The 6651-nt window shown below is 61.9% G+C and carries 7 protein-coding genes; 3 read left to right on the top strand and 4 right to left on the bottom strand.

Annotated elements, in window-relative coordinates; all coding sequences use genetic code 11:
- Nucleotides 1–168 precede the first annotated feature (168 nt).
- Nucleotides 169–1023: a sulfotransferase domain-containing protein gene (locus H535_RS28525; protein ID WP_081416732.1), complete on the top strand. Its 855-nt coding sequence runs from the start codon at nucleotides 169–171 to the stop codon at nucleotides 1021–1023.
- A 26-nt stretch (nucleotides 1024–1049) separates the two neighbouring features.
- On the opposite strand, the gene H535_RS25895 is transcribed toward H535_RS28525, so the two are convergent.
- Nucleotides 1050–1949, bottom strand: a complete 900-nt coding sequence (locus tag H535_RS25895; RefSeq protein WP_245580343.1) for a sulfotransferase — start codon at nucleotides 1947–1949, stop codon at nucleotides 1050–1052.
- A 408-nt stretch (nucleotides 1950–2357) separates the two neighbouring features.
- Between H535_RS25895 and H535_RS0115490 the strand changes: the two genes are divergently transcribed.
- Together H535_RS0115490 and sufU are read left to right on the top strand one after the other, a co-directional pair.
- A complete protein-coding gene (locus H535_RS0115490; RefSeq protein WP_026820269.1) occupies nucleotides 2358–3677 on the top strand; it encodes a SufS family cysteine desulfurase in 1320 nt (439 codons plus the stop codon).
- Complete coding sequence (gene sufU / locus H535_RS0115485; RefSeq protein WP_026820268.1) at nucleotides 3674–4126, top strand: Fe-S cluster assembly sulfur transfer protein SufU; 453 nt, start codon at nucleotides 3674–3676, stop codon at nucleotides 4124–4126. The genes H535_RS0115490 and sufU overlap by 4 nt, the downstream gene beginning before the upstream one ends.
- Before the next feature lie 45 nt (nucleotides 4127–4171).
- Here the strand turns inward: sufU and nhaA are convergent, their stop codons facing one another.
- The 3 genes from nhaA to H535_RS0115470 all read right to left on the bottom strand — a co-directional run bounded on the left by nhaA (nucleotide 4172) and on the right by H535_RS0115470 (nucleotide 6390).
- Nucleotides 4172–5491 carry a Na+/H+ antiporter NhaA gene (gene nhaA, locus H535_RS0115480; protein ID WP_026820267.1) on the bottom strand — a complete coding sequence of 440 codons (1320 nt, stop codon included), beginning with the start codon at nucleotides 5489–5491 and terminating at the stop codon, nucleotides 4172–4174.
- Between the two features lie 161 nt (nucleotides 5492–5652).
- On the bottom strand, nucleotides 5653–5874 hold the full coding sequence (locus tag H535_RS0115475) for an SCO4848 family membrane protein (RefSeq protein WP_026820266.1): 222 nt from the start codon (nucleotides 5872–5874) through the stop codon (nucleotides 5653–5655).
- An 18-nt stretch (nucleotides 5875–5892) separates the two neighbouring features.
- Nucleotides 5893–6390, bottom strand: a complete 498-nt coding sequence (locus H535_RS0115470) for a DUF2505 domain-containing protein (RefSeq protein WP_026820265.1) — start codon at nucleotides 6388–6390, stop codon at nucleotides 5893–5895.
- Nucleotides 6391–6651 lie beyond the last annotated feature (261 nt).

Below are 6651 nucleotides of genomic sequence, written 5' to 3'. Positions count from 1 at the left end.
CCGGTTGCAGGCCCGAGTGCTGGTGGGCTTACAGCGACGGCCAACAGCGCCACGGACAATGCCCTGGTCGGAACCGTCATCATCAAACCAACCGACAATACATAGCAAGACATTTCATTCGTTGTTGTCGTGAGTTTATGGAAACCGCGGAGCTGGGAGGCCTATTCCATGAGTGCAACCGCGTTGAAGGCGACTGGTCGTCGCCATGCGCGTTCGATGCTGACCGCAATGGGCCGCCTCACAGCGGCACATAGAATGCGACCCGGATTCTTGATAGCGGGAGCCCAGCGGTGCGGTACCACCAGCTTGTTCAGGATGCTTGCCGAACATCCCGACGTCCGTCCACCTTTGATAACAAAGGGAATCCACTATTTTGACACCGCTGACAGGTTCGCCCGAGGCCCAGAGTTCTACGGCGGGCATTTTCCGCTGCGTCGGGCAGGTGAACAGCCAGCGACCATAACAGGGGAAGCCAGTCCTTACTACCTGTTTCATCCACTCGCAGCCGCGCGTATTGCGGCTGAATTACCAAGTGTAAAAGTCATCGTATTGCTCCGTGACCCCATCGAACGGGCATTCTCTGCGTATAAGCAGGAAACTGGCCGGGGCTTCGAAACGTTGCCATTTGAGCAAGCGTTGGAAGAGGAGCCACAACGTCTGGACGGAGAAGTGCAAAAGATGGTGGCCGATTCTTCCTACCAGTCTTTTTCCCACCAACACCACGCCTACGTTGGCCGAGGGCAATATGCCGAACAGCTGGAACGTATGTTCGCGGCGGTTGGACGCCCTAACGTGGCCGTTTTGGACGCCGACCAATTTCTAGCGCCGGGGATGAAACAATGGCCAGAGCTGATGGACTTTCTGGAATTGCGGCATTGGAATCCGACCGGGCCGATTCAAGCCAATTCGAGGCCAGGCCCTCCAATGCCACAGTCGGTCAGGGACATCCTTGACGGCCAGTTCGACGATTCGAACGAGAGACTTCCCAAGATCCTTGGTTACGAACCCTCCTGGTGCAGATAGATCGGTTCGTCGAAGACCAGGCAGAGCTAAACCAGCGAGGCACGCTCGAGGTCGAGGTCCTGCAGCGTGGGCCCCGCAATGTCCTCGATTATCGACGCCTCTTGTTCCGAAATATACTTTCGCCAGCCCTGCGCCACCTCCGCAGGAGCCCGATTAAAGTTGTGCAGGGCCGAAGAGTTATTCACAGATACAGCTGCGTGCGGCTGCGAGGCTCTGGGCCCCGCAGAGAGCCCTTTCCAAGGCAAACCGCAAAGCCTGACAAGCTGCTTTAAGGCAGTTGCGTTTCCGGTGGAAATGTCGTGATGCGAGACCACCACAGCTCGTGGAAGGTGTTCCAAATCGGCGAGGGCCTGCTGGTTTAAGGCTACCCAGAACCGAGCCATGTCTGCGACATCGCTGGGGGCAATATGATCGGCTGCCTGACCTTCGCGGTAAAGGTTTGGTTCATCGGGTAATGACACGACGCCTTTGAGATCTTCGAGGTCGGCTGTCCACCCCATGCGCCGGTAGCTCGACAAGACTGCACCGGGATGACGGTATATCAATACAGGTAGTGCTTGGGTCGCTGCTGCAACAGCCGGCAAGGACAGCATCGCAAACGGATCCTTCACAATAACCTGCGTCCATGGCAGCGGAGCCGCCCACTGGCGGTAACCGTACCGGCTCAGCACCAAAGGGTTGTTGCCACGGTAGCTGGATCGGAGCAACCGGATCTGACGACGATTAGGGTCCTCCAAGCGCGTCCAGCCCTGTAAGGTCCTGCCCAATCCGTACTGTCGTCCCCTAGGGTTCATCGGTTCACGTCCTGCTAACGCAGCGCCGGACGCGGTCGCCAGAGTACGCGCCAACCATGTCGTACCAGAGCGTGGAACACCTGTAACCAGTATGGGGTTCCTCGAATTAGTGGCAGGACGGGCTCGGCTCACCGGCACATCCACACACCTCCCCTTGCATCCCAGTCGGCGGCCGACCGTACTGCCCCCAGGCGGAAGCGAGACGACCTACTGGCTCTTGTGCTTCATCTTTGCACAAACTGAATGATGCGTCAGCAGAATCTTGCCCGTAACTATTCGCATGGTCGCAAATCTCGAAATGTCAGGCGGTTGGGCGCCCTGTCGGCAAAGGTCCTTCGCGGCCAGGGATAGAAGAAGCCCCGTTCATGGCTCAATGCGTGAGGGTGTGTCTGGCGAAATACTAGGCAAACCTAAGGTGCCCGCTTCTGGCTGCCGTGCGACAATTAAGCAAGATCTCCGTGTCCTAAATGTGTGATCGTCGAGGGGTTAGTGCTTGGGCGCGGGATCAGATCCGAGACCGCCACCCGAGGAGTTGTCGCAGTGCCAGTGGTTCCCACACCCACAACGCTTACCGAGGCCACGGCCGCCATTGACGACCGGGAAGTCAGCCATATCCGCAATGACTTCCCGATTCTGGCGCAGCAGGTCAATGACAATGGGCTCGTGTACCTGGATTCCGGTGCGACGTCGCAGAACCCGCTGTCGGTGATCGAAGCGGAGCAGGAGTTCTACGAGCAGCGCAACGCCGCCGTCCACCGCGGTGCGCATAGCCTCGCTGTGGGAGCCACGGACGTCTTCGAAGAGGCACGGGAAGCCGTTGCCCGTTTCATCGGGGCACGCAGCAACGAGGTGGTGTGGACGGCAAATGCCACCGAGGCACTGAATCTGCTCACGTATTCGTTCTCGAACGCCACTGCGGGACGGGGATCGGACGATTCCCGCCGGTTCGTGGTGCAGCCGGGAGACGAAATAGTCGTCACGGAAATGGAGCACCACGCCAATCTGATTCCGTGGCAGGAGCTCGCTTTCCGCACCGGTGCCACGCTGCGTTACATTCCGGTGGACGACGACGGCGCGTTGCGGATGGACGAGGCCGCGGCCGTCATCAACGAAGCGACGAAGGTCGTTGCGTTCACGCACGCCTCCAATGTGCTGGGCTGCATCAACCCGGTTGAGGAACTGATCGCTTTGGCCCATGCCCGGGGGGCGTTCGCCGTGTTGGACGGGTGCCAGTCGGTGCCCCATCTTCCGGTGGATGTGAAGGCGCTCGACGTCGACTTCCTGGCCTTCTCCGGACACAAGATGCTCGGTCCCACCGGCATCGGAGCCTTGTACGGCAAGGCGGACCTGCTCAATGCGATGCCGCCTTTCCTCACCGGTGGTTCGATGATCACCAAGGTCACCATGGAGGGAGCGGACTACCTGCCGGCTCCGAACCGGTTTGAAGCCGGCACCCAGCAGATTTCCCAGGCAGCCGCACTGGCCGTGGCGGTGAACTATCTTCAGGAGACCGGCGTCAAACGGATTGCCGCGTGGGAGGCCACGCTGGGGCGGCGCCTGGTCGAGGGGCTGCAGCAGATTGAAGGCGTGCGGGTGCTCGGCCCCGGCGCGGGCACCGAGCGCATTGGTCTGGCGGCGTTCGATATTGCCGGCGTCCACGCCCACGATGTCGGCCAGTTCCTCGACGACCGGGGCATCGCGGTGCGGGTGGGCCACCATTGCGCACAACCGCTGCACCGCCGGCTTGGTCTGATCGCCTCCACCCGAGCCAGCACGTACCTGTACAACACCACGGCCGACGTCGACTACTTCCTCGAGGCCATGGCGTCGGTGAGGTCGTTCTTTGGAGCTCGATCATGAGCGGTGCACTGGAGCAGCTGTACCAGCAGATCATTCTGGACCATTCGAAACTGCGGCACGGCGAGGGACTGCGACCGGCCCCGGACGGGTCAGTGCCGGGGGAGTCCCACCAGTACAACCCCACCTGCGGGGACGAAATCACCCTGAGACTGGCACGCAATGGCGAGCAAATTACCGCCATCAGTTGGGCCGGCGACGGCTGCTCCATTTCGATGGCGGCAGCGTCCGTGCTGACCGAGATCGTGGATGGCGGGATCAGCGAGGCTGATTTGCTGTCCAAGGTGGACAACTTCCGGGACGTGTTGCGGTCGCGGGGGACCATCGAGGCCGACGAGGAGGTGCTGGGAGACGCGGCGGCGTTCTCCGGCGTCTCCCGTTATCCGGCGCGGGTGAAGTGCGCGATGCTGTCCTGGGTGGCGGCCGAAGAGGCTTTACTCGCCTCGCGCTGACCACGTGCACCACGGCGCCGTGTACACACCGGCTCTGGCCATGATCTACGGCGTTCCGCCGCCGGACTCCCACACGTCGGGCTTCCCGCTCTGGTCGGCATCGCGGGTTTCCTCCTCGCGGATCTTGCGGTAGCGCCGGTCCCGGGCCTTCAACACGACCGTTGCCAACAATGCGGATACCAGCGAGCCGGTCAGGATGCCCACTTTGGCGTGGTCGGTGGCCAGGCTTCCGGGATCGAAGCTCAGCTTGGCGACCAGCAATGAGACGGTAAACCCGACACCGGCCAGCATGGAAATACCCATCACATCGATCCATTTGAAGGATTTGTCCAGGGTGGCGTGAGTGGTCTTGGTGACAATCCAGGTGGAGCCGAGGACTCCAATCGTCTTGCCCACGAACAGCCCGACAATAATGCCAAGCGTGATGGTGTCTGTCCACGCGGAGGTGATGCCGTCCCAACCGCCGACTGCAACGCCGGCCGAGAAGAAGGCAAACACCGGAACGGCGACGCCGGACGAGAAGGGTCGCCAACGGTGCTCGAAGTGTTCGGCCAGCCCGGGGCCGGCGTTCGGGCGCAGGTTCTTGTCGGCACGCAGCACCGGCACGGTGAAGCCGAGCAGCACACCGGCCACCGTGGCGTGCACACCCGAGGCATGCACCAGGCCCCACGTGATCACCGCCAGCGGGATCAGCAGATACCAGCTGCGGACGCGTTTTTGCACCAGCAGCGTAAATAATCCCAGCGGGATGATCGCCAGGCCCAGGAACATTGGTGCCAGGTCGCTGGTGTAGAAGAAGGCGATGATCGTGATGGCAATCAGGTCGTCGACGACGGCGAGGGTGAGCAGGAACAGCCGCAGCGCCGACGGCAAGTGGGTGCTGATGACGGCGAGCACGGCCACTGCGAAGGCGATGTCAGTCGCCGTCGGGATGGCCCAGCCGCGCAGCGCCTCCGCGCCACTGCTGAGGTTGATGACGGCGTAGATGATTGCCGGCAGGGCGACACCGCCGAACGCCGCGGCGACGGGGACGATGGCCTTGCTGAACCGGCGCAGGTCGCCGGCGACCATCTCGCGTTTCAATTCCAGGCCGGCCAGGAAGAAGAAAATGGCCAGCAGGCCGTCCGCCGCCCAGGCGCCCACTGACAGGTTCAGGTGCAGCGACTCCGGCCCGAAGGAGAAATCACGCAACGCGAAGTAGCTGTCACTGGCCGGCGAATTGGCCCAGATCAGTGCAGCCACCGCGGCGACCAGGAGGAGTGCTCCGCCTACGGTCTCTTTACGCAGTATTTCCGAGATCCGGACGGTCTCGGAGTAGCTGGACCGGGAGAGTACCGGTTTTCTGCCGTCATCGGTGTGAGCCATGCAATGTCTCCTCGTAGCTTTGGGCAGGCAGGAACTATGCCGACCAGACTTCCCGGCTCACCAAAAAACCATTCTACGTGCGCGGCGTCACGTCATCTAATTTACATTTCGCGTCATTACCGATGGAGGGTCGCTGGCCGGCTGATGGTGCGACTGACGCATTATCCGACGGCGGCGCGGATCCCGATGATAGCGGTGGCCAGTCCCAGCACCATGGAGGTGGAGATCAGCATCAAGTGGACCATCATGAAACGGGTCGCCCGGCCGGCTTCGTCGCGGGCGCGGGGGTCCTTGAGAATGCGCCGCAGGAACGGTGGCCAGACGACCAGGGTCCAGACGCCGGCCAGAATCAGCACCAGCGCCAAGGGCAGGGGTAATGCCACAGCAGTTACTCTCTTCCCTTAGCCCTGGGCCAGCCAGCTGCGGGCTTCGGTGGCCTGGACGTTGAGCGCCTTGCCGACCTTGGGCTCCGCGGCGTCGGCGATCTTGCCTCCGAGGAATGGAATCGACGAGGTGACGTTGCCTTCCAGCTCCACGCGGGTGCCTTCATCGACCGGCACCAGGCGCTGCACGGCTGTGGCGTCCACCGGCACCCCGGAGACTTTCAACGAGATGTTGGCCGTGCGGGCGCCGTCAGTGGCAGCAGGCTCCCACTTCTCAGTCTGGGTGACGGTGAGCTTACCGGAGACGAATTTTTTGGCCAGGTCGGGCAGTTTGTTGGCAGGCAGCGATCGGACCGCGGTGAGGGTGAACGCTCCGGCGACATCGCCGTCGACCGTCAAGGACTCGAGGGAACCTCCCACCTTTTCGCTGACGTGCCGGACGAAGGCTTCGTCGGTGAAGATTTCGGCGACCCGTTGCGGGTCGGCGGGCAGGTTGGTTGAAGCGCTCAGCGCCATAATTCCTCGTTTCCTCCCATTGGGGCAGCAATGCCTTCAGCGCGCCCGGCTGCCGTGGTGCACTGGCGCGCAGTGGAGCCCAGCGGCGGCCCGGACGGTGATGTTGCATATCATCCTAGCTTTTCCTGGTTCACGCCGCAGGCGTAGTCTTGAACCTTGACCGCCGGTTCGAGTTTTCCGGCGGGTATTTGTGCTGTGCTGGCGCCGCAATCAGCCGATGCCACATATTCGATGCGGACTTATGACGAAGGATTCTCCTGT

It is taken from the genome of Arthrobacter castelli DSM 16402 (assembly GCF_000430705.1).
Classification (GTDB): domain Bacteria; phylum Actinomycetota; class Actinomycetes; order Actinomycetales; family Micrococcaceae; genus Arthrobacter_C; species Arthrobacter_C castelli.
The sequence above is the reverse complement of the archived record's forward strand: the minus strand, read 5'-3'. Positions and strand labels throughout refer to the sequence as shown.

Excerpts from the sequence above, each read along its gene's own strand:
- sufU (WP_026820268.1), top strand. The coding sequence starts at position 3,674 with ATGAGCGGTGCACTGGAGCAGCTGTACCAGCAGATCATTCTGGACCAT.
- H535_RS0115470 (WP_026820265.1), bottom strand. The coding sequence starts at position 6,390 with ATGGCGCTGAGCGCTTCAACCAACCTGCCCGCCGACCCGCAACGGGTC.
- H535_RS28525 (WP_081416732.1), top strand. The coding sequence starts at position 169 with ATGAGTGCAACCGCGTTGAAGGCGACTGGTCGTCGCCATGCGCGTTCG.
- nhaA (WP_026820267.1), bottom strand. The coding sequence starts at position 5,491 with ATGGCTCACACCGATGACGGCAGAAAACCGGTACTCTCCCGGTCCAGC.